This window comes from Mycobacterium sp. 1465703.0 (assembly GCF_001672975.1).
In the GTDB taxonomy this organism is placed as follows: Bacteria; Actinomycetota; Actinomycetes; order Mycobacteriales; family Mycobacteriaceae; genus Mycobacterium.
In genome coordinates this window covers 1-23,610 of sequence record NZ_LZKU01000171.1, presented here as the reverse complement: position 1 = coordinate 23,610, position 23,610 = coordinate 1, and the positions used below count along the sequence as shown (strand labels likewise).

Sequence of the window (23,610 nt, the reverse complement as noted above, 5' to 3'; positions counted from 1 at the left end):
CCTCTGACCCAGTGGCGATCGCAAGCGCGGCGGAGCCGGGCGCAGCGGGTCGCCACCCTCGATGTAGTCGGTCACCGGCTATGGCGAACCGCGCGCAAGGCGCGCGGCTCGCAGGGCGGCCGGACCCGCGGGCAGCCCACGAAGTAACCTGACCGCCGTGACTGGAGCTGCAGGCATCGGAGTGGCAACGCTGGCCGCCGACGGATCGATCCTCGACACCTGGTTTCCCGCACCGGAACTGACCGAATCGGGCACCAGCGCGACGTCGCGGCTCGCGCTGTCCGACGTCCCTCCCGAACTGAGCGCACTGATCGGTCGGGACGACGATCGCGCTACCGAGACCGTGGCCGTGCGCACAGTCATCGGTTCACTGGACGACGTGGCCGCCGACGCCTACGACGCCTACCTGCGACTGCATCTGCTGTCGCACCGACTGGTGGCGCCGCATGGGCTGAACGCCGGCGGCTTATTCGGGGTATTGACGAATGTGGTCTGGACTAATCGCGGACCGTGCGCCATCGACGGGTTCGAGGCGGTCCGGGCCCGGCTGCGCCGCCACGGCCCGGTGACGGTCTACGGCGTCGACAAGTTCCCGCGGATGGTCGACTACGTTTTGCCGACCGGGGTGCGCATCGCCGACGCCGACCGGGTGCGCCTCGGCGCACACCTGGCGCCGGGCACCACGGTGATGCACGAAGGCTTCGTCAACTACAACGCCGGCACCCTGGGTGCGTCGATGGTGGAGGGACGCATCTCGGCCGGCGTGGTGGTGGGCGACGGCTCCGATATAGGGGGTGGAGCTTCGATCATGGGCACGCTGTCCGGCGGTGGCACCGAGGTCATTTCGATCGGCAAGCGCTGCCTGCTCGGCGCCAACGCCGGCCTGGGCATCTCGCTGGGTGACGACTGCGTCGTCGAAGCGGGCCTGTACGTCACCGCGGGCACCAAAGTCATTACCCCCGAGGGCAAGACGATGAAGGCTCTCGAGCTGTCCGGCGGCAACAACCTGCTGTTCCGCCGCAATTCGGTGAGCGGGGCGGTGGAAGTGGTGGCCCGCGGCGGTCAGGGCATCGCCCTCAACGAGGATTTGCACGCCAACTGAGGCGTGCAGCTATAGCTCGGCGGAGACCTTCTCGTCGGCCGGGACGGTTCGCAACGCGGTTCCCGCGGTCTCAGGCAGCAGGTAGACGGACACGAAACTGGCCACTACCAGCGTCGCCATCATCAGCCCGATCGCCCAACTGCCATAGGTCGCCAACAACGTGCCCGCCAACAGCGGCGGCAGGGCGGCGCCGAGAATGCCTGCGAGGTTCATCGCGACCGCCGCGCCGCTGTAGCGGTAGCGGGTGGCGAACAGTTCGGGAACGAAGGCTCCGGTGGGGCCGTTAGCCACCGCCGCGCAGGCGAACATGCCGAGCACGGCGACCGCGTACATGACGGGGCTGCCGGTGTCCATCAGCGGGATGACCACGAACGCCCACGGCAGACACGCCGCCAGCCCGCACAGCATCACCCGGCGACGCCCGACTCGATCGGACAGCCACGCCCCGAACGAGACGAACGCGATGCTCGTCAGCCCGCCCAGTGCACCGACACCCCAGATGAAGCTGCGCGAATAACCCAGGTGGGAGTGGGCGTACATGACGAGAAAGGTGTTGCCCAGGTAGACGAAGCCCATGCCGCCGAGGAAGCAGCCCGCGACCAGCACGATCTCGCGTCGCTGCAGCCGGACCAGCTCCGCCAGCGGCGCTTTGGGCACCAGATTGCGGGCTTTCTCCTCCACGAACAGCGGGGTCTCGTCGATGTTGAGCCGTACATACAGAGCGATGGCGATCAGCCCGCTACTGATCAGAAACGGCACCCGCCATCCCCATTCCAGGAATGCGGGGCTGCTCTCGCCCACGGTGAGGCTGACGACCAGGAAGGTCAGGCTGGCCAGTATCCCCGCCGTGCCACCGCCCAGCGAGGTGAACATGCCATACCAGCCGCGTTTACCCGACGGAGCGTATTCGGCGCTCAGCAGCACCGAACCGGCCCATTCGCCGCCGACGGCGAACCCCTGCAACAACCGCAGCGCCACCAGGATCAAGGGTGCGGCCACCCCGATCGACGCCGTGGTGGGGACCAGGCCCACGCTCACCGTCGACGCACCCATGATCAGCAGCGTGGCGACCAGCGTCTTTTTCCGGCCCAGCCGGTCGCCGAAGTATCCGAAGACGGCCGCGCCCAACGGGCGGGACAAGAATGCCGTCGCGAAGGTAGCCATCGAGGCGATGGTGGCCACCGTCGGGCCCAGACGCGGAAAGAACACCGCCGGAAAGACCAGTGCCGCGGCCGTCCCGTAGATCAGAAAGTCGTAGAACTCGATGGCCGAGCCGACAAGACATGCCGTGGCAATTCGGCGCATGGGAGGAGGTGCGCTGGGGGCCGGGGTCGCGACTGCGGTGCCCGCCGACCGATAAGGCTCACCCACGGTGGCCGCTCACTGTCCGGTTGCATCGATACACCGTTACGACGGTAGGTGAAGGTTCGCGGCCACGCTCGGCGCTGAAGCTGGCAAATTGCTGCGTGTCTGTGCGCCCGGCCGGCCATAGCCGGTTCAGCGGCCACTCAGCCGTCGGTCAGCAGCTGCTTCTTGAGGACCTTGCCCATGGCGTTGCGGGGAAGCGCGTCTACGATGCGCACCTCACGCGGTCGCTTGTGCACCGAAAGCTCTTGGGCGACATAGTCGATCAGTGCGTCTCCATTGGCCGATCCGACGATGAACGCCACGATGCGCTGGCCCAGGTCCTCGTCGGGCATCCCGACCACCGCAGCCTCTTGGACGCCCGGATGCCCGAGTAGCACCGTTTCGATTTCGCCCGCACCTATGCGATAGCCGCCGGACTTGATCAGGTCGACCGATTCACGTCCGACGATGCGGTGCATTCCGCCGCCGTCGACCACCGCGACGTCACCGGTGCGGTACCAGCCGTCGGTGTCGAACGCCTCGGCGGTGGCTTCCGGCCGGTTCAGGTAGCCGTCGAACATCGTCGGCCCGCGTACCTGAAGCTTCCCGACCGTCTCCCCGTCGTGCGGCACCGGCCCGCCGTCGTCGTCGAGTACCCGGGTCTGCACACCGGCCAGAGGCAGACCCACCCACCCCGGGCGTCGCTCGCCGTCGGCCCGGGTGGAGAGCGTGATCAGCGATTCCGAGGCGCCGTAGCGTTCGATGGGCTGATGTCCGGTGAGTCTGGCCAACCCGTCGAACACCGGGACCGGCAGCGGCGCGCTTCCGGAAACCAGTAGCCGCACCGGGCGCAGCGCCCGGGCGGCCGTCTCGTCGGCCACCACCCGCGACCACACGGTCGGCACCCCGAAAAACAGTGTGCCGCCGAAGTCGGTACTGGCCTGCGCGTAACCCTCCGGTGTCGGCTTTCCGGTGTGAATGAAGCGATTCCCGATCCGCAACGAGCCGAGCAGGCCCAGCACCAGGCCGTGCACGTGAAACAGCGGCAGGCCGTGCACCAGGGTGTCGTCGGCGGTCCATTGCCAGGCTTGCGCCAGCGCGTCCAGATCGGCGGCGATGGCCCGCCGGCTCAACACCACACCTTTGGGCAGCCCGGTGGTGCCCGAGGTGTAGATGATCATCGCGGTGGCGTCGGGTGACGGCTCGGGATAGCGATGCCAGGAGCGGGCGTGCAACCGCACCGGGATGTGCGGCAGCCCTTCCGACGCAGCGTCTGGTGGGGCCAGCCCGAGCCAGGCTTGCACTCCGGAGTCGGTGAGCATGTGCCGGCGTTCGGCCGCGCCGACGTCGGCGGGCACCGGGACGAAGGGCACTCCGGCGATCAAGCACCCGGTGACGGCCAGCACCGTCGCGGCGGTCGGTGCGGCCAGGATGGCGACCCGGTCCGCGCCGCCCACCCGTTCGGCCACCGACGTGGCGGCGCCGACCAGGTCGCTGCGGCTGAGCACGGTGCCGTCGATGCGCACCGCGTCGGAGACATCAGTGGCGGAGAGGACCGAAGGATCGAGGGAAGCCAGCAGCACGTCAGCAGGCTACCCGGCGTGGAAAAGGTCAGTCTTTCTCGTCCCAGATCTTCATCAGGGTGGCCAGGATCTCCTCACCGCGGCCCAGGCCGCCGAGGTGGCTTTCGCCCGGGAGCACGATCAGCTCGGAGTCGGGCAGCAACGCCACCACGTGCTCGCCGTGCGCGAACGGAACGATGTGGTCGCTGTCGCCGTGCCACCAGCGGACCGGGACTTTGACTTCGTCCAGCCGGAATCCCCAGTCCTGGGTGAACAAGATGATGTCGTTGAAGGGGGCGGCCAACTGCTTGCGGCTGCCGTTGAGCAGGTCGTCGAGGAACATGGCCCCGAACTCGGGTCGGGTGAGCAGGCGCCGGTCGCCTTCCGGCGATATCGCGGCGTACAGGTACAGCGCGGTGTTCGCGACCGGACGGATCGACCGGACCAGCAGGCTCGCGCCGATCCGCAACGGGTCGCCACCCAGCTTCAGCAGCGGCGCTACCCGCTTGCCCAGGTTCATCAGCCCACTGGTGATCCCCTCGTCGCCCAGGAACGGCGCGACGCCGCCGAGGATGCCGGCTGCCACCACCCGGTCGGACATGGCCGCGGCCGACGCGAGCGCGTACGGGCCGCCGCCGGATAGGCCGATGACGGCCATCTTGTCGATGCCGAGGATGTCCGCGATGGTGCGCAGATCGTCGGCGAAGGCCCGCACGTTCGCGTACCGGTGCGGCGTCGATGAGCCGATCCCGGGCCGGTCCAGGCCGATCAGGCGGATGCCGTGCTCCTTGGCGTAGACGCGCGCCTCGGTGGGGATCTGCCGGCGGGCGCCGGGGGTGCCGTGCAGCCAGAAGAACGCCCGGCCCTGCGGGTCGCCGAACTCGGCGAAGCCGATCTGGCGGTCCTCGCCGACCGCGATGTTGCCCTCGAGCTTGGGGCGGGCGATGTCAAAGGCCATGTCGAGCAGCTTGGCATGTTAGTCGCGGTTTACCAAAGGGCGGCCGGGCTTGTGCTTGCCAGCCCGGTCGCCGCCGGCTAGCCGTTGAGCAGCCGCTCACCGATGACCCGCTGCAGCCGCAGGTCGGCCACCTCCGCGTCGGACAGGCCCAGCTCGCGCAGCACGGCGTCGTTGTGCTGGCCAAGCGTCGGTGGCGCGGTGCGGTGGTGATGCGGCGGACCTGGTGTGATGCGAAAGGGCCAGCCGGGATAGCGGTGTGGCCCGGTGATCCGGTGTTCGATTTCCTCGTAGTATCCGCGGGCGTCCAGCTGGGCTCCGATGAGATCGGGGTTGTACATCTGGTCCCCGGTGATCACCCGCTCCGCCGCGATGCCCTGTGCGTGAAGGGTGTCGACTATCGCCGCGGCGGTCCGCGTGCGGGTCCAGCCGGTGACGAGTTCGTCGAACAGGTCATGGTCGATCGGCTGGCTAGGCATGGACAGCGCCACCCATACGTCTTCTTCGTTGGTCGGGTAGACGCCCTGCAGGTAGCCACGCTGTCGGTTGCCTTCGCGCGGGCGCACCACACCGGTCATCGAGTACTCGATCACCGGTTCCGCGGTCGCCGCGGCGGCGACCTCGATCTGGGCAATCTCGACGAGTTGACCGGCGCCGGTGTGGTCGCGGTGCTCGAGCGCGGCCAGCAACGCGACGCCGGCATGCACGCCGACGATCGGATCGGCCGGACCCTGCGGATTGCACGGCGGGCCGTCGGCGTATCCGGTGACCGACGACATCCCCGCGGTCTGCTCGAAGTTCAGCGCCCAGCCGACATAGTCGCGCCACGGGCCGCGCAGGCCGTAGCCCGGCATCCGGACGACGATCACGTCGGGGTTCAGCGACACCAGCGAGTCGTAGTCCAGGCCGAACTGCTCGACCACTCTCGGCGAGAAGTTTTCCACCACGACGTCGGCTTGGGCGGCCAGCCGCCGCGAGATGTCGCGGCCGCGCTGCGAGGTCAGGTCAAGCGTGAGGTCGCGCTTGTTGAGGTTGGTGCCCTGCCAGATGGGGCTGCGCTCGTACCAGTCGTCACCCTCGTAGGCGAAGGCTCCCGAATAGCGGTGTCCGTCCGGCCGCTGGATCGACTCGACCTTGACGATGTCTGCGCCGAACGCCCCGAGGTAGCAGGTCAGATACGCCCCGGCCCAGAACGTGGTCAGGTCCAGCACCCGCAGCCCGGTGAAGGGCAGCGGCCCCGCTGACTGCTGCAGCGGTCGGCCGTCGGCGGCCCACTTCGCGGTTCGCGACGTTCGCGATGGCGCCGGAAGATGCTGCAGCACTGGGGTTTTCGAAAGCCTGAACGGCGGCCCGGGACGCCGAAACGACCCGGTTTCAACGAAGAACCCCCGCGCGGCGTACTGCGGGCAGTCGAGCACGGTGGCGCCGTCGTTGACCGGTGCGGCCGGAATGCGTAGCGCCTGAGCGAGTTCCACGATCTCGGCGACGGTCTGTCCGGCCAGCACCGGCTCGGCCTTGGCGAAGAAGTCGTCGCGCTCCGGGCCGCCCATCATGATCGCGAGCTGGTGCTCGCCGAATTCGGGCAGGCCGAGCATCGCGCAGACGTCGAGCCAGTGCTGGCCGGTCAGGCAGTTGATGCCCACCCAGCCATCAGCGGCCCGGACGACGCCCAGCATGGGCGCCGACCGCAGGTTGGCGGGCAGGCCGAGCCGTCGCATCCGCTGGGCCATCAACATCGGGTAGGGCAACGTGGACAACAACGATTCCAGTTGTGAGACATCCACTTCGGTGACGCGGCCGGTGGGCCGCTGTCGCAGCGCGGTCAGCGCGCCCAGCGCACCATAGCCGCCCGCGACGTACTCGGCGATCCGCGCGCCAACCTGAACGGGTGGGCGCCCGGGATCCCGGGCGCTGATCCAGCCCGATGCCGCCTGCAGGGTCAGCGGTGTGGACCGGCGATGACGGAACGGACCGGACTGACCGAACGCGGAGATGCGTAATAGCACCAGATTTGGGTTGATTCGCTGCAGGTCGTCGACCCCGAGTCCGTACCCGTCCAGCGTTCCGGGTGCGGAATCGTCGATCAGCAGGTGCGCCTGCGCGATGAGTTCGTGTGCGATTGCGAGGTCGCTGGCCACTGAAAGGTCAAGGGTAGCACCGTGTTTGCCGGTGTTGAGGTACTCGAACAAGCCGGACCGATCCGGGTCGGCAACGCGCGAGGCGAACGGGCCCCAGTGCCGCAGCATGTCTCCACCGGGCGGCTCGATCTTGACGACCTCGGCACCCAGGTCGACAAGCAGCTTTGCGGCGTAGGGACCTGAGATTTCACTGGCGATTTCGACGACGTGCAGCCCCGCAAGGGGTTCCGTCACGCCGGAACCCCGATGGCCATCGGTTCCATGTACTGATGCAAACCGCCGATTCCGCCGCCCTCGCGGCCCAGGCCGCTGAGCTTGAAGCCGCCGAACGGCGCGCCACCGGGACTGATGCCGTTGACCGCGATCTGACCGGTGCGGATGCGGCGCGCGACGCCGACGGCGCGGTCCACGTCGTCGCCCCACACCGCGCCGGAGAGCCCGTATTGCGAGTTGTTCGCGATCGCGACGGCGTCGTCGTCGTCGCGGTAGCGCAGCACGGTCAACACCGGACCGAAGACTTCCTCTTGGGCGATAGTCGAATTCGGCTCCACCCCGGTCAGGATCGTCGGTTCGACGTAGTAGCCGACGTCCAGACCGGCCGGCCGGCCGCCGCCGGTCACCAGCTTCGCCCCGTCGCTGCGGGCGCCGGCGATGTGCGCCTCGACCCGGTCGCGTTGTGCCGCACTGATCAGCGGACCCATCTGCACGTCGGGATCGGTGGGGTCGCCCACCTTGACCTCGCGGGCCAACGCGGCGAGCCGATCGACGAGGTCGTCGTGCAGCGAATCGGGCAACAGCAGCCGGCTGTGCAGGATGCAGGCCTGTCCGGCATGCAGCGAACAGGATTCGAACAGCATCTGCCGCAGCATGTCGTCGGTGACGACGGCGTCGTCGAGCACGACGCTGGCCGACTTGCCGCCCAGCTCCAGCAGGATGCGCTTCATCGTGTCCCCGGCGGCGGACATCACCTGGCGACCGACGACCGAGCTGCCGGTGAAGCTCACCATGTCGATGCGCGGGTCGGTGGTCAGCAGCTTGGCCGCCTCGACGCTTGAGGGCGTGACCACGTTGACCACGCCCGGCGGGATGTCGGTGTGTTCGTCGATGAGCCGCGCCAGCGCCAACCCGGCCAGCGGCGTCAGCGGAGAGGGCTTGAGCACCACCGTATTTCCAGCTGCCAGAGCATGATTCAGCTTCATGACGTTCAGGCAGTGCGGGAAGTTCCACGGCGTCAGCACCGATACGACACCTAGCGGCGCGTGCCGCAGCAAGGTGGTTCCGGCGCTGATGCCGCTGACCTCCTGGTCGACCAGTTGGGTGGCGAGCTGGGCGGCATGCATGGACATGAACCCGGCGCCGTCGATCTGCATCATGCGCTCGTTGGCGATGCAACCCCACTCCGCCTGGGACAGCGCGAAGAAGTCGTCGGCGTGCTTGGTCAGCGCCTCGCCCAGTTGGTTCAGACACCCGGCGCGCTGCTCGGCGGTCATGGTGCCCCAGGGCCCGCTGTCGAACGCGCGGCGCGCGGCCGCGATGGCGTCGCCGACCTGGGCGACGCTCGCGTCGGGTGCGGTGGCGATGACGGCCTCGGTGGACGGCGAGAGGTCGTCGTAGCGGCCGTCCTGCGGCTCGACCCAGTTGCCGTCGATGTAGAGCTGGTAGGTCTGGACAAGAGCGGGCGAATCAGCCATGTGCTTCCTCCGGTCATCTGATCACTTGGTGTACACCTCCGCGTGTCCGCCGTCAATCGTCAATCAGATGAAAACCGTGCTATTTCAATATTTTGGCGTCGTATTGACAGCATGCGGCGGCGCGGAGTAGACACAGTCGGCAGACAGATTGGCCTAATCTGTCGGATCGGGTGTCCTGCGAGAGGGGCTTACCGTGCAGACTCATCCGCCGCTGCGCTCGCCGAGTTTCCCGCTGCACTCCCCCGACTTCTATGCGGGCGACCCCTACCCCGCCTACCGGGAGCTGCGCGCGACGGCGCCGGTGTGCTGGAACGACGTCACCAACTTCTGGGCCCTGCTGAAGTACGAGGACATCCGCTACGTGTCCAGCAACCCGGCACTGTTCACCTCTACCCAGGGCATCACGATCCCCGATCCGCAGATGCCCAACCCGGTGCAGCAGGGCAGTCTCATCTTCACCGACCCGCCGCGGCACCGGCAGATGCGCAAGCTGATCAACTCCGGATTCACCCGGCGCCGTGTTTCGGTGCTCGAGCCAAAGATCCGCGAGATCGTGCGCGGCATTCTCGACGGCATCGAACCCGGCTCGGTGCACGAGTTCGCCGAACAGATCGCCGCTCCGCTGCCCACCCGGATGATCGCCGAACTGATCGGGGCCCCGCCCGATGACTGGGAACAATTCCGCGCCTGGTCGGATGCGGCCACCGGAACGGCCGATCCGGAGATCGAGCTGGACTCGGCGGTGGCGGCCGGGCAACTCTACGAGTACTTCCAGCAGCTGATCGCGGCCAGGCGCGTGCAACCGCGCGACGACCTGCTGTCGGTGCTGGCCGAGGCCGAGATCGACGAACACCGGCTGACCGATGAAGACCTGCTGAACTTTGCCTTTCTGCTGTTGGTGGCCGGCAACGAAACCACCCGCAACTTGATCGCGCTCGGCACGCTGGCGTTGATCACCCATCCCGACCAATACCGCCTGCTGGTTGAGAATCCGGCTGGCATCCCGCTGGCCGTCGAGGAGATGCTGCGGTGGAACAGTCCGGTGGTGCACATGGCCCGCACCGCGACCGCCGACGTCGAGATCCGCGGTCAACGCATCGCCGCTGGCGAGGTGGTGGTGATGCTGTACGGGTCGGCCAACCGGGACGAAGAGGTGTTCGGCCCCGACTCCGAGGAGTTCAACGTGACCCGTCACCCGAACCCACACATCGCCTTCGGCTGCGGTGAACACTCCTGTGTGGGTGCGCAATTGGCGCGTCTGGAAGCAACGGTGCTCTTCGAGGAGCTGCTGCGCCGATTCCCCGGCATGGAGTTGGTGGGCGAGGTAAACAGGATGCGGGCCACCATGGTCCCCGGGGTGAAACGCATGCCGGTGCGGATGGGGGCCTGAGCCGATGGACCTCGAGTACACGCCAGAACAAGAGAAGCTGCGCACCCAAATCCGCGCGACGCTGGAAACCGTGATGACGCCGGAGCGCGTCGCCGCGGTCAGCGAGCGGATGGAGGGCGGGCCCGCGGTGCGCGAATGCATCCGGGCCCTGGCCGCCGCGAATCTACTGGGCGTCGGATGGCCTAAAGAATATGGTGGACAGGGCTTTTCGGCCATCGAGCAGTTCATCTTCTCCGAAGAGGCGCGCCGGGTCAGCGCGCCCATCCCGCTGGTGACGCTCAACACCGTCGGGCCGACGCTGATGCACTACGGCACTGACGAGCAGAAGCAGCGGTTTCTACCGGCGATTCTGGACGGCACCGTGGAGTTCGCCATCGGCTACTCCGAGCCGGGCGCCGGCAGTGACCTGGCCTCGGTGCGGACCACGGCCGTCCGTGTCGGTGACGAGTACGTGATCAACGGCCAAAAGATGTTCACCAGCGGCGCCGCCTACGCCGACTACATCTGGCTGGCGGTGCGCACCGATCCGGATGCCAAGAAGCACAAGGGTATTTCCATCCTCATCGTGCCGACCTCCTCTCCCGGGTTCTCCTGGCAGCCGCTGCACACCATGCCGGGTATCTCGACGTTCTACACTTTTTACGATGACGTCCGGGTGCCGGTCAGTGCGCTGGTCGGTGCGGAAAATCAAGGCTGGCAACTGATCACCACGCAGTTGAACTTCGAACGCGCCGCTCTGGGCAATCTCGGCGCGCTCGAGCCGCTGTTCGAGAAGACCCTGGACTGGGCCGTCAGCACCGAGCTCGACGGTGGCCGCGTCATCGACCAACCTTGGGTGCGATCGACGCTGGCCCGGGTCGAAGCCCAAGTCGCCGCGTACAAACTCGTCAACCTGCGGGTGAACGCGGCGATGACCAAGGGGGTGCTCACCATGGGCGAGGCGTCGGCGGCGAAGGTGTTCGGCACCGAGCTCACCCAGCAGGTCGCCCGGGAGTTGCTCGAGGTCCTGGAAGGAAACGGGGTGCGGCGCGGGGCCGAGGCTCCGCTGCACGGCGCCCTGGAATCCGCCTACCGCCAGGCCGTTATCAATACCTTCGGCGGCGGCGCCAACGAAATTCAACGTGACATCATCGCCATGGCCGGGTTGGGCATGCCCCGGGCGCCGCGCGACCTTCGGGCCGCGAAATAGCAAGGAGGACAGAACTCAGTGACCGACTCAGAAACCGTCAGGGCCAAGGTCAAGGCCCTCGTCGGCCAGCCGACCGGCGGTACCGGCAAGCCCTCGCTGGCGCCGGACCCGGTGAATCAGCCGATGATTCGGCACTGGGCGTACGCCATGGCCGACATGAATCCGGTCTACATCGATCCGGCGTTCGCCGCGTCGTCACGGTTCGGCGGCATCGTGTCGCCGCCGGTCATGCTGCAAACCTGGACGATGCCGTCGCCGAAGCTGGAGGGAATCGGTGAGCGGGGTGGGGCGCCGGTCGAGATCCACAGCAATCCCACGGCATTCCTCGATGAGGCGGGCTACACCAGCACGGTGGCGACGAATTCGGAATTCGAGATCGAGCGCTACCCACGATTGGGCGACGAGATCAGCGCGACCACGGTCTACGAGTCGGTCTCCGACGAAAAGAAGACGGCGCTGGGCACCGGCTTCTTCCTGACCTGGCTGACGACCTACACCGACCAGCACGGTGAGGTGTTGGGCCGACAGCGATTCCGGGTGCTGCGTTTCAGGCCGGCGAACTGATGGCGGCCCGTCTGGCTCCGGCGATCACCCCGGACACCGAGTTCTTCTGGAATGGGCTGCGGCAGAACAAACTTCTGATCCAGCGCTGCGATGGCTGCGGGCAGCTGCGTCATCCGCCCCGCCCGATGTGCCCGCACTGTCGGTCACTGGAGTGGGAGGCGATCGAGTCGTCGGGCCGCGGCACCGTCTACAGCTACGTGATGCCGCACGAACCCAAGTTCCCGTTCTTCGAGTACCCCTACGTCGTCGTGCTGGTGGAACTCGACGAGGGGGTACGGTTGGTGTCCAACCTGACCGGCATCAACCCCGCCGATATAACCCCCGGAATGCCGGTCGAGGTCCATTTCCAGACGTTCGATGACGACCTGGTGCTACACCAGGTCCGGCCGAAAGCCTAGGACCGTCATGGACTTCTCCTTCACCGAAGAGCAAGAGACGATCGCCAAACTGGCGCGGGATCTGTTCGAGCGCCGCGCCACGCCGGAACGGCTGACCGAGCTGGAAGCCGGTGACGTGCGCTACGACGACGCGCTGTGGAAAGAGCTGGCCGCCGCCGACCTGCTGGGCACCGCGCTGCCCGAGTCGGTCGGCGGCAACGGTGGCGGCTTCGTGGAACTCGGGGTACTGCTGGCCGAGGTCGGCTACAGCGTCGCGCCGGTGCCCGCCTACCCGACGCTGGTGCTGGGCGCCGACCCGATCGCCCGGCACGGCAACCACGAACAGCAACAGCGATTCCTGCCAGGCGTGGTCAGCGGATCCCGGGTTATGACAACGGGATTGACCGAACCGGGCCGCTCAAACCCGGCACGCCCGGTCACCACCGCACGCCGCGATGGCCCGAACTGGCGCCTCGATGGCGCCAAGGAGGTGGTGCCGGCCGCGCAACTCGCCGACACGGTGCTGATTCCCGCCGCTGTCGACGACGGCACTGTGGGCCTGTTCCTGCTGGCCCGCGACGCCGCCGGCGTGGAAATTCGCCCGGTGCCGACCACCAACCGCGAACCACACGCCGACGTATTCTTGGACGGCGCAATCGTTTCCGCAGCGGACGTGATCGCCGGTGCCGGGGTGGTCGAGTCACTGCACACCCGTGCTCTGGTGGCGCTGTGCGCAATCCAGCTCGGTGTCGCCGAGCGGGCGCTGCACATTGCCGCCGAATACACCTGCGCCCGTGAGCAATTCGGCCGCCCGATCGGCAGCTTCCAGGCGGTGCAGCAGCGCATGGCCGACGCCTTCATCGACGTCGAGGCGATCCGGTGGACCACTTGGCAGGCGGCCTGGCTGATCGCGCATGGCCGTCCGGACGACCGCGCGGCGCACATCGCGAAATTCTGGGCCGCCGAGGCCGGCGCCCGGGTGGCCGCCACCGCACAGCACGTACACGGCGGTATCGGCATCGACGTCACCTATCCCCTGCACCGGTATTTCCTGTGGGCCAAGCACAACGAGCTGACCCTCGGTCCCGCTTCGGCGCAGCTGGCCCGACTCGGTGCAACCTACGGCGCAACCCATTCGGAAGGACACGCATGACGACGACCGCCACCCGCACTTTGCCATGGCGAGACATTTCGGTCGGCGACGAGGTCACCCCGCTCGAAATACCGATCACCACAACGATGATCGTCGCCGGTGCGATCGCCAGCCGGGACTTCATGCCGGTGCACCACGACCGCGACTACGCCAAGCAGCAGGGCTCGCCGAACCTGTTCATGAACATCCTGACCACCAACGGTTACTGCGTGCGCTTCCTCACCGATTGGGCCGGGCCCGAAGCGATGGTGAAGAACCTGTCGATTCGCCTTGGCGTGCCGTGCTTTCCCGACGATCCACTGCGCTTCACCGGTAGTGTGACCGGCAAGACCGAGGGATCGGGCGGCGAGAACTTCGTCGAGGTGACGTTCAAGGCTTCCAACAGTCTGGGCGATCACGTTTCCGGCACCGCGGTGCTCAGCCTGCTCGGCGGGGTCGGCGCGTGACCACTACGCTGCCGGGCGCCGCGGCCATCGTCGGGATCGGCCAGACCGAGTTCTCCAAGGAATCCGGGCGCAGCGAGCTGCAATTGGCGTGTGAAGCGGTCAGCGCCGCGCTTGACGATGCGGGTCTTACGCCCAGCGACGTCGACGGCATGGTCACGTTCACCATGGACTCCAGCGACGAGATCGACATCGCCCGCAATGTCGGCATCGGCGACCTGAGCTTCTTCTCCCGCGTCCATCACGGCGGCGGCGCGGCAGCCGGGACGGTGGTGCATGCGGCAATGGCCGTCGCCACCGGTGTCGCCGACGTCCTGGTGTGTTGGCGTGCCTTCAACGAACGGTCCGGCTTCCGGTTCGGTGGCAGCGGACGCAGCATGGCCGAAACACCGTTGTTCATGGCGCATTACGCACCGTTCGGACTGCTCACTCCCGCGGCCTGGGTCGCGATGCACGCCCAGCGCTACATGTCGACGTACGGCGTCACCAACGAGGACTTCGGCAGGGTCGCGGTCGTCGACCGCAAGCACGCGGCGACCAACCCCGATGCCTGGTTCTACCAACGTCCGATCACCCTGCAAGATCACCAGAATTCGCGGTGGATCGTCGAACCCGTGCTGCGGCTGCTGGATTGCTGCCAGGAGAGCGACGGCGGCGTCGCTCTCGTCGTCACCAGCGCCGAGCGCGCCCGCGACCTGCGGCAGCCACCGGCCATCATCACCGCCGCCGCCCAGGGTGCGGCCGCCAACGGAGAGATGATGACCAGCTACTACCGCGACGAGATCACCGGGCTGCCCGAGATGGGCGTGGTGGCCCGCCAGCTGTGGCGCGACTCGGGCCTCAAGCCGCAAGACATCCAAACCGCCTTCATTTACGACCATTTCACGCCGTTCGTGTTCGCCCAACTCGAGGAGCTGGGATTCTGCGGGCGCGGGGAGGCCAAGGACTTCGCCACCGTCGAGCGGCTCTCGCTCGGTGGAGAGTTCCCCATCAATACCAACGGCGGCCTACTCGGCGAGGCCTACATCCACGGCATGAACGGCATCACCGAGGGGGTGCGCCAAGTGCGCGGCACGTCGTACAACCAGGTCGACAACGTCGAACACGTGCTCGTCACGTCGGGAACCGGCGTACCCACCAGTGGCCTGATCCTCGCACCGGCCGGCTGAGCGAACCGTCATGCCGAGGATTGCGCTGCTGACCGCCCACGGCGGGCCAATCGAACTCGCCGAATTCCCGTTGACCACACCGGCGCCGGGCACTGCAGCGCTACGACTGCGGATGGCCGGCATCTGCGGTTCCGACTTGCACATCTTCCGCGGCGAGCTGCCCCTGCCGTGCCCGTTTGCCATGGGTCACGAAATGGTCGGCGAGATCGCCGAACTCGGCGAGGGTCTGACCACCGATGCTACCGGTAAACAGCTGGCCGTTGGCGATCGTGTGGTGGCGCCGTACTTCTGGTTCTGCGGCAGTTGTCACGCGTGCGCGCGGGGACGGTCGTACGCATGCCAGAACCTGATGGCCGGCGAATACCGCACCCATGAACAGCCGCCGCACTTCGTCGCCGCCTATGGCGAGTACTACTACACCAGCCGCCGGCAGCCGTTGTACAAGGTCCCCGAGGACCTGCCCGATGAGGCCGTCGCACCGTTGAATTGTGCGCTGGCCCAAGTGTTGTTCGCACTGCGCGATGTGCGGCTCGGCGACACCGTCGTCATTCAGGGCGCCGGCGGGCTGGGCATCAACGCCGCGGCCGTCGCGCGAACGGCTGGCGCCGCCGCGGTCATCGTCATCGACAAGATCGCCGAGCGACTCGACGTCGCCGCCGATTTCGGCGCGACCCACTGCATCGATGCCAGCGGGATCTCGTCGGCAGACGTCGGCGAGCAGGTGCGCAAGCACACCGACGGCATCGGTGCCGACTGGGTGCTCGAGGTTGTCGGCGTGCCGGGCGTCATCCCCGAGGGCGTCGGATTTCTCAACAACGGCGGGACGTTGCTCGAGGTCGGCAACGTCGGGATGGGACGCACCTTCGAGCTGGACCCGAGCGCATTGGTCTACGGCAATAAGTCCGTGCGCGGCGTGATGCTGTACGACCCGATCACGCTGGCCACCGGTCTATCGTTCCTGCAGCACACCAGTTTTCCGTTCGAGCGGCTGATGCCCAAGCCATTCCATCTGACCGACGTCAACGCCGCGTTCGCCTCGGCCAATGCCGGGCTGGTGCCACGGGGGGCGCTGATTCCGTGATGACGCAAGCGGCCCAGGCCATCGACACCCGCGAGCTGATCGTGGAATCCGCGTACGCCTGCTTTCGCAAGCAGGGACTGCAGAAAGCGACGATCGTCGACATCGCCAGGACGGCCGGCGTTTCCCGCAGCACCATCTACGAGTACTTCAGCGACAAAGCCGCCATCATCGAAGCCTGCGCCGAGCACGCGTCGGAGCAGTTCTATCGTGAGATGTCCAAGGCCATGGACCGGGGCGGTTCGCTTGAGGAAAAGCTCAGCCAGGCCGCGGTCTTCGTCACTCAGGCACGACGGGTCATCGCCTCGGAGAAGTACTTTGACGAAGATGCAATCAGCCTGTTGCTGACCAAGGACGCCGCCGTGCTGCTGCGCGAATGCGCGGAATTCTTCGCCCCCTATTTGTCCGCCGCCAGGCGCACCGGCGAGGTGCGCAAGGACCTCGACATCGAGGCCGCCGGTGAATGGTTCGCGCGCATCCTGTTCTCGCTTTTCAGCACGCCGTCCTCGACGCTGGACATGGATGATCCCGAGGTGGCAGCGGAATTCGTTCGGGCCCATGTGGTACGCGGATTCGCCAGCGACCGTCCGCGGCCGCGGCGCGGGTAGCGACGGCCTTCGGTTGTGAATCCCGGGCGTCGGGTGTGAAGCCTCGGCGAGGTTTTACGGCGTGTCGCCGCCATGTGCTCACACTCAGGCTTCACACGCAAGGATTCAGCCACCCTGCTGAGCTGGTCAGTGCGCCAGCGCCCGCATGAAGAACGCCAGATTGGCCGGCCGTTCGGCCAGTCGCCGCATGAAGTAGCCGTACCACTGGGTACCGAACGGGACGTAGACCCGCACCTGCTTGCCGGCCGCTACGAGGCGTCGCTGCTCGTCGTCGCGAATGCCATACAGCATCTGGTATTCGAATTCGTCAGTGCGGCGCCCTGATTCGTGCACCAGACCGGGCACCGCGCTGATGATCATCGGATCGTGGGAGGCCACCATCGGGTAGCCGGAACCGGCCATCAGCACCCGAAGGCAAGCCAGATAGGAGTCGGTGACCTCGGTGGGTTTCCGGTAGGCCACCGACTCGGGCTCGTCATAGGCGCCTTTGCACAGTCGCACCCGGGCGCCGGAGTCGGCGAACTCCTCGCAGTCATCCAGCGTTCGCCGCAGATAAGCCTGCAAAACCAGTCCCAGCCAGGGGAATTCGGTCCGCAGATCGCGCACGATGCGCAGCGTCGAATCGGTGGCGGTGTGGTTCTCGGCGTCCACCGTCACCCACACGCCGGCACGCTGGGCGGCATCGCAGATCGACCATGCGTTCTCCCGTGCAATCTTGTGCCCGTCGCGCTCCAGCGACTGCCCAAGCGCCGACAACTTGACCGAGACTTCCAGCGGCCGCACCGTGTCAGCCGCGGTATCGAGGTCAGCCAATGTGCCGATCAGATTCAAGTACGTCCGGACGCTTGCATCGGCGTCGTCGGCGCTGATCACGTCTTCGCCCAGATAGTCGATGCTGACGAAGCGGCCCGAGTCGCGAAGCGTCACAGCGTTATTCAGTGCCGATTCGATGGTCTCCCCGGGTACGAACCGACGCACCACCTTACGGGTGACCGACAGTCGCTCGGCGGTCCGGCGCAATGCTTCGCCGCGGCCGGCGGCCAGGATCACCGGGCGCAAGGTGGTGGCGAACAGTCCGGTCATCAGTCGGCGCCCATATGCGGATAGGTGTGCTCGGTTGCCGGGACGAATGTCTCCTTGATGGTGCGCGCCGATGTCCAGCGCAACATGTTGAGCATCGACCCGGCCTTGTCGTTGGTGCCTGAGCCACGCGAGCCACCGAAGGGTTGGCGCCCGACGACCGCGCCGGTGGGTTTGTCGTTGATATAGAAGTTCCCGGCAGCGAACCGCAGTCGATGCTGGGCGCTCAGCACGGCGGCACGATCGTCGGCGATGATCGCGCCGGTCAGCGCGTACCGAGAGCCGGTGTCGACGACGTCGAGGATCCGTTCGAAATCTTCGTCGGGGTACACGTGCACCGACAGCAGCGGGCCGAAGTATTCCGTCGCGAACGACTCGTCGGTCGGGTCATCGGACAGCAAGACCGTGGGGCGCACGAAATAGCCTTCGCTGTCGTCGTATTCGCCGCCGACGGCGATAGTGACGTGTGCTGCGCCCTTCGCCCGCTCGATGGCGTCGACGTTCTTGGTGAAGGCGCGCCGGTCGATCAGTGCTCCCCCGTAATTAATCAGGTCGGTGACGTCTCCGTAGCGCAGCGCGGCCGTCTCGCCTAGGAAGTCGTCCCCCATCCGGCGCCACACGGACTGCGCGATGAAGGCGCGCGATGCCGCCGAGCATTTCTGTCCCTGGTAGTCGAATGCCCCGCGAATCAGGGCTGTGCGCAACACATCCGGCCGCGCCGAGGCATGCGCGACGATGAAGTCCTTGCCGCCGGTCTCGCCGACCAGCCGCGGATAGCTCTGGTAGCGGCCGATATTGGCGCCCACCTGCTGCCACAACCGCTGGAAGGTGGCCGTCGACCCGGTGAAGTGGATACCGGCCAGCCGCGGATCGGCCAGCGCCACCTCGGAAACGGCCAGGCCGTCGCCGGTCACCAGGTTGATCACCCCGGGCGGCAAGCCGGCGGCCTCGAGCAAGCGCATGGTCAGATAGGCCGACAACGTCTGGGTGATCGACGGCTTCCACACCACGGTGTTGCCCATCAGCGCCGGCGCGGTCGGCAGATTGCCGGCAATCGAGGTGAAGTTGAACGGCGTGATCGCGTAGACGAAGCCATCCAGTGGGCGGTATTCGCTGCGATTCCACTCGCCGGGCCCGCTGATGGGCTGCTGCGCGAGGATTTGTCGGGCGAACGCCACATTGAATCGCCAGAAGTCGATCTGCTCGCATGGGGAATCGATCTCGGCCTGGTACACCGACTTTGATTGGCCGAGCATTGTCGCAGCGGCGATCTTCTCCCGCCATGGCCCGGCCAGCAGGTCGGCGGCACGCAGGAACACCGCCGCACGCTCATCGAAAGGCAGTGCAGCCCAAGCATTCTTCGCGGCCATCGCGGCCTCGATCGCCGCCGTTGCCTCGGCGTGCCCGGCGTTGGTCAGGGTGCCCAGCTTCGCGGCGTGCCGGTGCGGCTGGACAACGTCGATGCGTTCGCCGTCGCCCATCCGGTGGGCGCCGCCGATGACGTGCGGCAGGTCCGTCGGGTGGTCGGCCAGCGCCGCCAGCTCGGCGGTCAGGCGGGTGCGTTCCGGGGAGCGCGGGGCGTAGTCGTGGACCGGCTCGTTGGCCGGCATCGGGACCTGGGTTACGGCGTCCATGTTGCAAGGATCCTCGCGTCGCCGCCGCATAGAGTTAGCCGAATGAACAATAGAGGCCGTTGTTCATAGTAAAATCGGACAACATGGCCGGTGTCGGGCTGGGGCAACTGTTGCTCGCGCTGGACGCGACCCTGGTCAGCCTGGTCGACGCCCCCCGGGGCCTGGATCTGTCGGTGGGCTCGGCGGCGCTGATCGATTCCGACGACGTGCGGCTCGGGTTGGCGGCCGCGGCGGGCTCCGCCGACGTCTTCTTCTTGCTAGGGGTCGCCGACGACGAGGCGCGGCAATGGATGAACAAGCAGGCGCGCGAACGGGTACCGGTGGCGATCTTCGTCAAAGAGCCGTCGAAAGCCTTGGTGGACATGGCCATCGCGGCCGGCTCGGCGGTGGTGGCCGTCGATCCGCGGGCCCGCTGGGAGCGGCTCTATCAACTGGTCAACCATGTTCTGGAACATCACGGGGACCGCACCGATGCCATGGACGACTCGGGCACCGACCTGTTCGGGTTGGCCCAGTCGCTCGCCGACCGCATCCACGGCATGGTCAGCATCGAAAACGCCCAATCACACGTGCTGGCCTACTCGGCCTCCAACGACGAGGCCGACGAGTTGCGCCGCCTTTCCATCCTGGGCAGGGCGGGCCCGCCCGAGCATCTCGAGTGGATCGGCCAATGGGGCATCTTCGATGCGCTGCGGTCGGGCAGCGAGGTGGTCCGCGTCGCCGAGCGGCCCGAATTAGGCCTGCGTCCGCGACTGGCCGTCGGGATCCACCAGCCCGCACCCGATGCCCGGCGACCGTCGGTGTTCGCCGGAACCATCTGGGTACAGCAAGGCTCGCAGCCGCTGGCCGACGACGCCGAGGAGATGTTGGTAGGCGCCGCCGTGCTGGCAGCCCGCATCATCTCCCGGCTCGCGGCGCGGCCGTCCACCCACGCCCGGCGGGTGCAGCAACTTCTCGGACTCACCGAACCCGACGCCCTTGGGCCCGTCGACGTGGTTGCGGTTGCCGGTGAACTCGGCCTGGCCGCCGACGGCGACGCGGCCCTGATCGGTTGGGACGTGACGGACAGCTCACCCCGTCACGCTCGGCTTGCCGATGTTATTGCTCTGAGCGCCAGCGCTTTTCGTCACGACGCCCAGGTCGCCTCGCACGGCTCGAGAACATATGTGCTGCTCCCCCAGACGCATAGCCGGTCGCTGACCTCGTGGGTGCGCGGCACCATCGGCGCCATGCGTGCCGAGCTCGGGGTGCAGCTACGGGCGGCCATCGCCGCGCCAGTCGCCGGACTTGCCGCGATCGCCGCGGCGCGCATCGAAGTCGACCGGGTGCTGGACAGCGCTGAGCGGCACCCGATCTCGTTCGGGCAGGTGACGTCGCTGGCCGAAGCGCGTACCACCGTGTTGCTCGACGAAATCGTGTCCCTGGTCGGCGACGACCAGCGATTGATCGATCCGCGGATCGTGGCGCTGCGCGACGACGATCCGGTGCTGGCCCAGACGCTGCGGACCTATCTGGACGCCTTCGGCGACATCGCCGCGGCAGCACAATCGTTGCGGGTGCATCCGAATACGGTTCGCTACCGGGTGCGACGGATCGAGAAATTGCTGTCGACGTCGCTGGCCGATCCCGAGGTGCGGCTGTTGTTTTCGCTGGGATTGCGGGTTTTGCAGCGGGGTTAGCACGTCGCCGGCGCAAGCACAGCGCGCCCCGTTGCCTGGCGTCGTCCGCCGTGCGCGAAAATCGCGAAGCGGTAGCGTAGCCCGCGTGCAAAGCTTGTCGGTCGTCGCCCTGCTGCGCGAACGCGCCGGTCTGCAGCCCGACGATTTGGCCTTCCGGTACACCGATTACGAGCAGGATTGGGCGGGCGTCACCGAGACTTTGACCTGGGCGCAGCTGTATCAACGAACGCTGAATGTCGCGCATGAGGTCAAGCGGCATGGCGCCGCCGGAGACCGCGCCGTCATCCTTGCTCCCCAGGGCCTGGCTTACATCGTGGCGTTCCTGGGCGCAATCCAGGCCGGGCTGATCGCGGTCCCGCTCTCGGTCCCGCAGCCAGGCTCGCACGATGAGCGTGTCGCTGCCGTCCTGGCCGACACCACGCCCGCCGTCGTTCTCACCACGTCCGCGGCCGCCGCGACTGTCCGCGATTATCTGGACGGTCCGGACTTGGCCCGCAAGGACTGCGCCCCAGCCGTGATCGCGGTCGATGCACTGGATCTGGACCAACCGAAGTCGTCGAGCATCAGGGTCAGCGGCGCCCCGAGCATCGCGTACCTGCAGTACACCTCGGGCTCCACGCGTCTTCCGGCCGGGGTGATGGTCTCGCACCGCAACCTGCTGGTGAACTTCCAGCAGTTGATGGCCGCGTACTTTCCGGACTTCAACGGAGTCGCCCCGCGCGACACCGTCTGCGTGTCGTGGCTGCCCTTCTACCACGACATGGGTTTGGTGCAAGGCGTCATCGCGCCGATCCTGGGCGGCTACCAAGGCGATCTGACCTGCCCGGTCGCGTTCCTGCAACGCCCCGCACGCTGGATTCACGCGATGTCCAAAACCAATCCGGTCTTCTCCGCCGCGCCCAACTTCGCCTTCGAGCTCAGCGTCCGCAAGACCACTGAGGCGGACCTGGCCGGAGTCGATCTGGGCAACGTCATCAGCATCGTCAGCGGCGCCGAACGCATCCATCCCGCCACGCTCGATCGGTTCTGCAAACGGTTCGCCCCGTACAACTTTCGCGAACAGATGATGCAACCCTCCTACGGGCTGGCCGAAGCGACCGTCTATGTCGCCAGCCGCGCCGCGGCCGGAGCCCCGGAAGTCGTCCACTTCGATCCCGAGCGGCTGTCGGAAGGCAGCGCCCAGCGGTGCTCGGCAGAGACCGGCTCACCGCTGCTGAGCTACGGCACACCCACATCGCCGACGGTGCGGATCGTCGACCCCGACACCAACACACAGTGCCCGGCCGGAACAGTCGGTGAAATCTGGGTCAACGGCGAGAACGTCGCCGACGGTTACTGGCAGAAACCGGAAGAAACCCGGCGCACCTTCGGGGGCGTCCTGGCCGATCCGTCGCCCGGCACCCCGGAGGGACCGTGGCTGCGCACCGGCGACCTCGGCTTCCTCTCCGAGGATCAGATGTTCATCGTGGGCCGGATGAAAGACCTGCTGATCGTCTACGGCCGCAACCACTATCCCGAGGACATCGAATCGACGGTGCAACAGATCACCGGCGGCCGGGTCGCGGCGATCTCGGTTCCGGTGGACGAGACCGAAAAGCTGGTGACCATCATCGAACTCAAGAAGCGCGGCGATTCTGATGACGACGCACTGCACAAGCTCGACATCATCAAGAACGACGTCACCGCGGCGATATCCAACTCGCACGGTCTCACCGTCGCCGATCTGGTCCTGGTGCCGCCGGGATCGATCCCCACCACGACGAGCGGAAAGATCCGGCGGGCCGCGTGTGTCGAGCAGTACCGCCGCCAACAGTTCGCCCGGTTGGACGGCTGAGCGGTCGGGCGGGACAGGAAACCATATCTGCGATGTTGTTCACCGTTGTGGTCATGGCCGTGGCGGTCAGCATGGAGCCCTTCCGCATCGGCATGACGGTCCTGATGCTGAACAGACCCCGCCCGCAGCTGCAGTTGCTCGCGTTTCTGGGTGGCGGGTTCGCGATGGGGATCACGGTGGGCGCGACCGTCCTGTTCGCCCTGCGGCACATATTGCTGGGGTCGACGTACTTCACATTGCCGCGCGTTCAATTTCTGATCGGCGCACTGGCGCTGGTGGCCGCCGCCCTGCTGGCGATGAAAACCTTCGCGGACCGGTTGAGCGGCAGCGAGCCAGCTCCTGCCGACGAAAGCACCGCCGGACCGGGAAGGCTGATGACGGGCACCCGACGACTGCTGGACGGACGGTCGCTGTGGGTCGCCGCAGTGGCGGGCCTGGGCATCGCGCTGCCTTCGGTGGATTATCTGGCCGCTCTGGCGGTGATTCTGGCATCCGGCGCGGCGGTCACAACGCAACTGGGCGCGCTGCTGACATTCAACGTCGTTGCCTTCGCGCTGGTGGAAATCCCACTCGTCGCTTATCTGATCGCACCCGAACCGACGAGGGCATCGATGGCC

The 23,610-nt window shown here is 67.0% G+C and carries 20 protein-coding genes; 13 read left to right on the top strand and 7 right to left on the bottom strand.

Features of this window, described 5'->3' with window-relative positions:
• Positions 1-148: 148 nt before the first annotated feature.
• Positions 149-1,102, top strand: coding sequence for a 2,3,4,5-tetrahydropyridine-2,6-dicarboxylate N-succinyltransferase (gene dapD, locus A5625_RS15310; RefSeq protein WP_156748255.1), 954 nt, complete (start codon positions 149-151; stop codon positions 1,100-1,102).
• A 9-nt stretch (positions 1,103-1,111) separates the two neighbouring features.
• Here the strand turns inward: dapD and A5625_RS15305 are convergent, their stop codons facing one another.
• From A5625_RS15305 to A5625_RS15285, 5 genes are all read right to left on the bottom strand, one after another.
• Positions 1,112-2,407 carry an MFS transporter gene (locus A5625_RS15305; RefSeq protein WP_066995219.1) on the bottom strand — a complete coding sequence of 432 codons (1,296 nt, stop codon included), beginning with the start codon at positions 2,405-2,407 and terminating at the stop codon, positions 1,112-1,114.
• Between the two features lie 203 nt (positions 2,408-2,610).
• A complete protein-coding gene (locus A5625_RS15300) occupies positions 2,611-4,032 on the bottom strand; it encodes an acyl-CoA synthetase (RefSeq protein WP_066995216.1) in 1,422 nt (473 codons plus the stop codon).
• Positions 4,033-4,060: 28 nt separating this feature from the next.
• Complete coding sequence (locus tag A5625_RS15295; protein WP_066995213.1) at positions 4,061-4,969, bottom strand: alpha/beta fold hydrolase; 909 nt, start codon at positions 4,967-4,969, stop codon at positions 4,061-4,063.
• 77 nt (positions 4,970-5,046) lie between these two features.
• Positions 5,047-7,338 (bottom strand): CaiB/BaiF CoA-transferase family protein, encoded by a 2,292-nt coding sequence (locus A5625_RS15290; protein ID WP_066995210.1) that lies wholly within the window; start codon positions 7,336-7,338, stop codon positions 5,047-5,049.
• Positions 7,335-8,795 carry an aldehyde dehydrogenase family protein gene (locus A5625_RS15285; RefSeq protein ID WP_066995207.1) on the bottom strand — a complete coding sequence of 487 codons (1,461 nt, stop codon included), beginning with the start codon at positions 8,793-8,795 and terminating at the stop codon, positions 7,335-7,337. The genes A5625_RS15290 and A5625_RS15285 overlap by 4 nt, the downstream gene beginning before the upstream one ends.
• A 193-nt stretch (positions 8,796-8,988) precedes the next feature.
• Here A5625_RS15285 and A5625_RS15280 point away from each other — a divergent pair, with 193 nt between their 5' ends.
• From A5625_RS15280 to A5625_RS15240, 9 genes are read left to right on the top strand one after another with little or no spacing between them, the layout of a single operon-like run.
• On the top strand, positions 8,989-10,185 hold the full coding sequence (locus tag A5625_RS15280) for a cytochrome P450 (protein ID WP_066995203.1): 1,197 nt from the start codon (positions 8,989-8,991) through the stop codon (positions 10,183-10,185).
• Between the two features lie 4 nt (positions 10,186-10,189).
• Entirely contained in the window at positions 10,190-11,374 is a 1,185-nt protein-coding gene (locus tag A5625_RS15275; protein WP_066995200.1) for an acyl-CoA dehydrogenase family protein, read from the top strand.
• A gap of 18 nt (positions 11,375-11,392) precedes the next feature.
• Positions 11,393-11,938, top strand: coding sequence for a MaoC family dehydratase N-terminal domain-containing protein (locus tag A5625_RS15270; protein WP_066995197.1), 546 nt, complete (start codon positions 11,393-11,395; stop codon positions 11,936-11,938).
• Positions 11,938-12,336, top strand: coding sequence for a Zn-ribbon domain-containing OB-fold protein (locus tag A5625_RS15265; protein ID WP_066995194.1), 399 nt, complete (start codon positions 11,938-11,940; stop codon positions 12,334-12,336). Before A5625_RS15270 ends, A5625_RS15265 begins: the two co-directional genes overlap by 1 nt.
• A 7-nt stretch (positions 12,337-12,343) precedes the next feature.
• Entirely contained in the window at positions 12,344-13,468 is a 1,125-nt protein-coding gene (locus A5625_RS15260) for an acyl-CoA dehydrogenase family protein (RefSeq protein WP_066995191.1), read from the top strand.
• Positions 13,465-13,914 carry a MaoC family dehydratase gene (locus A5625_RS15255; RefSeq protein ID WP_066995189.1) on the top strand — a complete coding sequence of 150 codons (450 nt, stop codon included), beginning with the start codon at positions 13,465-13,467 and terminating at the stop codon, positions 13,912-13,914. The genes A5625_RS15260 and A5625_RS15255 overlap by 4 nt, the downstream gene beginning before the upstream one ends.
• Positions 13,911-15,080: a lipid-transfer protein gene (locus A5625_RS15250; RefSeq protein WP_066995187.1), complete on the top strand. Its 1,170-nt coding sequence runs from the start codon at positions 13,911-13,913 to the stop codon at positions 15,078-15,080. Before A5625_RS15255 ends, A5625_RS15250 begins: the two co-directional genes overlap by 4 nt.
• A gap of 10 nt (positions 15,081-15,090) precedes the next feature.
• Positions 15,091-16,161, top strand: coding sequence for a zinc-binding dehydrogenase (locus A5625_RS15245; RefSeq protein WP_066995185.1), 1,071 nt, complete (start codon positions 15,091-15,093; stop codon positions 16,159-16,161).
• On the top strand, positions 16,161-16,766 hold the full coding sequence (locus A5625_RS15240; RefSeq protein WP_156748252.1) for a TetR/AcrR family transcriptional regulator: 606 nt from the start codon (positions 16,161-16,163) through the stop codon (positions 16,764-16,766). Before A5625_RS15245 ends, A5625_RS15240 begins: the two co-directional genes overlap by 1 nt.
• A gap of 126 nt (positions 16,767-16,892) precedes the next feature.
• On the opposite strand, the gene A5625_RS15235 is transcribed toward A5625_RS15240, so the two are convergent.
• Together A5625_RS15235 and pruA are read right to left on the bottom strand one after the other, a co-directional pair.
• Positions 16,893-17,849: a proline dehydrogenase family protein gene (locus A5625_RS15235; protein WP_066995182.1), complete on the bottom strand. Its 957-nt coding sequence runs from the start codon at positions 17,847-17,849 to the stop codon at positions 16,893-16,895.
• The gene (pruA, locus tag A5625_RS15230; RefSeq protein ID WP_066995311.1) at positions 17,849-19,480 is read right to left on the bottom strand and encodes an L-glutamate gamma-semialdehyde dehydrogenase; all 1,632 of its coding nucleotides are present in this window, start codon (positions 19,478-19,480) and stop codon (positions 17,849-17,851) included. The genes A5625_RS15235 and pruA overlap by 1 nt, the downstream gene beginning before the upstream one ends.
• Before the next feature lie 83 nt (positions 19,481-19,563).
• On the opposite strand from pruA, the gene A5625_RS15225 reads away from it, so the two are divergent.
• The 3 genes from A5625_RS15225 to A5625_RS15215 all read left to right on the top strand — a co-directional run.
• On the top strand, positions 19,564-21,159 hold the full coding sequence (locus tag A5625_RS15225) for a CdaR family transcriptional regulator (RefSeq protein ID WP_066995179.1): 1,596 nt from the start codon (positions 19,564-19,566) through the stop codon (positions 21,157-21,159).
• A gap of 85 nt (positions 21,160-21,244) precedes the next feature.
• Positions 21,245-22,993: a fatty-acid--AMP ligase FAAL21/FadD21 gene (gene fadD21, locus A5625_RS15220; RefSeq protein WP_066995177.1), complete on the top strand. Its 1,749-nt coding sequence runs from the start codon at positions 21,245-21,247 to the stop codon at positions 22,991-22,993.
• Between the two features lie 32 nt (positions 22,994-23,025).
• A partial coding sequence (locus A5625_RS15215) for a GAP family protein (RefSeq protein WP_066995309.1) occupies positions 23,026-23,610 on the top strand: 585 nt, incomplete at its 3' end.

Coding starts and splice junctions, on each gene's coding strand:
- A5625_RS15305 (WP_066995219.1), bottom strand. CDS start 2,407: ATGCGCCGAATTGCCACGGCATGTCTTGTCGGCTCGGCCATCGAGTTC.
- A5625_RS15295 (WP_066995213.1), bottom strand. CDS start 4,969: ATGGCCTTTGACATCGCCCGCCCCAAGCTCGAGGGCAACATCGCGGTC.
- A5625_RS15285 (WP_066995207.1), bottom strand. CDS start 8,795: ATGGCTGATTCGCCCGCTCTTGTCCAGACCTACCAGCTCTACATCGAC.
- A5625_RS15275 (WP_066995200.1), top strand. CDS start 10,190: ATGGACCTCGAGTACACGCCAGAACAAGAGAAGCTGCGCACCCAAATC.
- A5625_RS15265 (WP_066995194.1), top strand. CDS start 11,938: ATGGCGGCCCGTCTGGCTCCGGCGATCACCCCGGACACCGAGTTCTTC.
- A5625_RS15260 (WP_066995191.1), top strand. CDS start 12,344: ATGGACTTCTCCTTCACCGAAGAGCAAGAGACGATCGCCAAACTGGCG.
- A5625_RS15255 (WP_066995189.1), top strand. CDS start 13,465: ATGACGACGACCGCCACCCGCACTTTGCCATGGCGAGACATTTCGGTC.
- A5625_RS15245 (WP_066995185.1), top strand. CDS start 15,091: ATGCCGAGGATTGCGCTGCTGACCGCCCACGGCGGGCCAATCGAACTC.
- A5625_RS15240 (WP_156748252.1), top strand. CDS start 16,161: ATGACGCAAGCGGCCCAGGCCATCGACACCCGCGAGCTGATCGTGGAA.
- A5625_RS15235 (WP_066995182.1), bottom strand. CDS start 17,849: ATGACCGGACTGTTCGCCACCACCTTGCGCCCGGTGATCCTGGCCGCC.
- pruA (WP_066995311.1), bottom strand. CDS start 19,480: ATGGACGCCGTAACCCAGGTCCCGATGCCGGCCAACGAGCCGGTCCAC.
- A5625_RS15225 (WP_066995179.1), top strand. CDS start 19,564: ATGGCCGGTGTCGGGCTGGGGCAACTGTTGCTCGCGCTGGACGCGACC.